The sequence below is a fragment of the Pseudomonas sp. P135 genome (assembly GCF_020312125.1).
Taxonomy (GTDB): domain Bacteria; phylum Pseudomonadota; class Gammaproteobacteria; order Pseudomonadales; family Pseudomonadaceae; genus Aquipseudomonas; species Aquipseudomonas fragariae.
This window is the reverse complement of sequence record NZ_JAGPYR010000042.1, coordinates 1-3218: the sequence shown is the minus strand read 5'-3', so window position 1 is coordinate 3218 and position 3218 is coordinate 1. Positions and strand designations below refer to the sequence as shown.

Below are 3218 nucleotides of genomic sequence, written 5' to 3'. Positions count from 1 at the left end.
CGGGTATATGGTCATTGATCACCGGCAGACTGCGGTTGCTGTAACGCGCAGTCACCAGCGTTCGCGAATGGGACTGCGCGCCTGTATGGGTAAGCTGTTGCAGGTTGCCACCCGCGTCGTAGCGGTAGGTCTGGGTGTAATTGGCCAGTTGCGCAGGGTCGGCAGGGCTTTGAAAACCCGGAAACACCGGACCGTGATTGACGACCGCCGATTCCCGACCTGTGGCTTCGATCAGTTGGTACAGCGTGTCGTAGCCATAGGCCGAAACAGGGTCGATGCGCTGATTGCGGTTATAAGCCGTTGACTGAGCGCGGTCCTCGATACGGATGACATTACCGACCGGGTCGTAGTCGTACAGCAAGTCCTGCAGCATCAGCCCATCGGCCCGTCTGGCACTCAACGCCAGCAGACGACCGTCTTCAGTGGCATAGAGCGCCGTGCTGATCACACCATTGCCAGCCGTTTCCGACACCACCCGCTGCTGCGCGTCGTATTGAATGGCACTGACCAAAACCTGTTCAGCCTGACAGTTCAGTTGCAAACGACTGTTTTTCAACTGCCCCGCAACGGTGTAATCCAGCAACTGAACATTGCCCTGCGCATCGATTTGCCGAATTGTTTCGTTCAACGGGTTGTAGTGCCAGCAGGTGGTTGCGCCGTCGCCGGGTTCCAGCAAGGCATCACGCCCGGCCAGCGACGCGGGCCAGTCAGGCTCATTGGCAGAGTGCAGAAAGCGCCGCGTTTGACGAATAACACTTCCCGAAAGACCATACGCATCGTCAAGCCGCGTACCTGCCGGATCATCATGACGAATCAACTGACCGCACTGGTTATATGCGGTCGAGTCAGGGCCGCCATAAAGCAAGCGCTCAACGCAGTGCTCATCTTCAAAAACTTCGGTGGGCCTGAGCAGCGCATCGTACTCAGTACGTCGCACAATGCCCCGGCCATCCCAGGCCTCCAGCACCTGCCCGGCCTCACCCGCCAACAACACCCGCCAGCCCGCGTCCACACTGTCGCTGGCCAGAACCTGACCGCTGAGCGAATGAATGACGCTGAGATTGGCAGGTGCCCGATCAGCCCACAGGCGCGGATCCCAGCTCATCGACGGACGACCCGCGACATCAAAGGCCGTATGACTGTGCCTGGCCTGCGGTTCTTCAGCAGGCTTCAGACGGCAGAACACGACTGAACCGGTCAGCAGCCGACGCGGATCTACCACCTGTAGATGCGGGGTGTAACGGTGCAGGACAGCGCTCGTAGCATTCATGGTTCAGTCATCCTTGATCCGACTTGCCAGGTAGTGCACTGAATACTTTTTCAGCTTGAAACCATCACGATTGACTCGGCACATAGACTCACAACCCGGGCGAGATCCCGTTGGAAATCATTGACGTGCAATCGGGTAGCTACCTGGGCGAAGACGATATCGAGCGTTTCGAAGATAGCTACGGTCGTTCGAACGCGCTGGAAGCGGGTGTGAAGACCCAGACTATCGCTCGCTAACAGACGCTTTTAGCTGCAAGTGAGACAGCCCTCAACGGCTCTTTGTGTATATTGATATGCACAGAGAGGTGTTGAGGGTTTTTAATTTATTTCATTCTCAAACTTCACCGCGTAGTAGAAACGCTATCAGGCGGTTTTTTTATTAAGCACCCGCTGCATAAGACTTCGCTTTTTCCCAAAAGAAGCCGTTCCTTGATCAATATGTTTTTGCACAGAAATTTTTGTTTGTGCAACACGGTGTAAAAAAGCGTCTATTTCCGTGTCCTTCAATGTCGAACCCGACTGAGCAATAATCTTCCGCCACTCCTCCCCTCCAATACTGTTAAATGCGGCCCATCGGTCCACATCAAAAACGCTCAGAAGGTCTATATTTTCAAGCGTGTACGCCTGATTGTTTATTGTTGAGAACGTCGATTCGTGATCTATCAGATACACACTGCCGTCCTGCCGCCAAAGTTGATTACCTGAATTGTCATCTATTTGATTCACCAGGTAGTAAAAAAATTTGGCATCTTCCGGAAACTTAACTCCCGAAGTTGTGTTTTTTTTCCCACCTACGATCATTTGCTGAACCGCTATTTTTGCCTTGGCGATGGTGGGAGGAACAAGGTTTAGCTTTAATTTATGACTTACTATAAAAGCCAACTCCTCACGCTGAGCGCCCGTACTAAAATTTACTTTTTTAATGATTAACTTAATACTGCTATCCGGCACATCCATTGTCAATAGCGTATTATTAAGCCTATTATCAAATCTTTTGGCATCACTTATTTTTGTAACCCTCATCAATGAAACCAGCCACTCATTTATCGATGCTACATCGTTGAAAGCTCGCGCATCACGAGCTAGAGTTTGAGCCTCTAAATAGGAGCCGCTGCGGATTGCTGCCAATACCTTCGGATTATTTAGTTTTTCAAAAGGGAATGGTGTCAACCCGCCGATATCGACAAACACAATCGGGCTGTTGGCACTGAAATTAAAAAAATTCAAACCGCTTTCAACGCCCTCCGGGTCCGGATTGATCCAGCGCTGCAACCACGGCGCGTAATACCGCATCCCGTAATAATAAAGCCCCGTCGCATCGCGTTCCTTGCCCGAGTAACGCACGGTCTTGTAACTCGCCTCGATCGCACTGCGCCCCGCCCACCATGACGTGCCGCCGAACGGGTAATAACTTTCCTGACTGACACGCTGCGCCTGCCCGTCCAGTTCCAGCGTGCCGGACCCCAGGTGGTCGTTCAGGGTGTAGCGAGTCTGATCATTTTCAAGCACGTCGGGCTTTCCAGACGCCCAATGCAGCACGCGCACGTTATTGCGACCGGCCTGGGCCACAACAACGTGCAGGGTTTCGCCAGTGACGCTATCGGTGCGCACTTCCAGCCCTGGCAAGTAGCGCACGTCGGCCGTATGGGTAATGGTTTTGGCCTGCGTGGTACGCACCTTGCGCAGGCGCTGGCCGCTGGCGTCGTAGCTGTAGCGTTCGCTGTCATCATTGCCGGATTCACGAACCACTGGACGCACTTGCTGCAGCTGGTTGCGTCGATCCCAACTCAGATCTTGCCCGGCTTGCAGGGCGAGCAAATTGCCATTGGCGTCGAAGGCTGCAGCAATTTCAGCTTCACCGGGTATATGGTCATTGATCACCGGCAGACTGCGGTTGCTGTAACGCGCAGTCACCAGCGTTCGCGAATGGGACTGCGCGCCTGTATGGG

General features: G+C 53.6%; 1 protein-coding gene and 2 pseudogenes. 1 reads left to right on the top strand and 2 read right to left on the bottom strand.

Annotated features, from left to right (window positions below):
* Positions 1 to 1270 (bottom strand): annotated as a pseudogene (locus KBY08_RS26185) (hypothetical protein); the annotation flags it as partial.
* Between the two features lie 63 nt (positions 1271 to 1333).
* On the opposite strand from KBY08_RS26185, the pseudogene KBY08_RS26180 reads away from it, so the two are divergent.
* A pseudogene (locus KBY08_RS26180) lies at positions 1334 to 1506 on the top strand (mannose-1-phosphate guanylyltransferase/mannose-6-phosphate isomerase); the annotation flags it as partial.
* A 126-nt stretch (positions 1507 to 1632) separates the two neighbouring features.
* Here the strand turns inward: KBY08_RS26180 and KBY08_RS26175 are convergent.
* Positions 1633 to 3218, bottom strand: a 1586-nt coding sequence (locus tag KBY08_RS26175; protein ID WP_225651318.1) for an RHS repeat domain-containing protein, incomplete at its 5' end; no start/stop codon positions are given.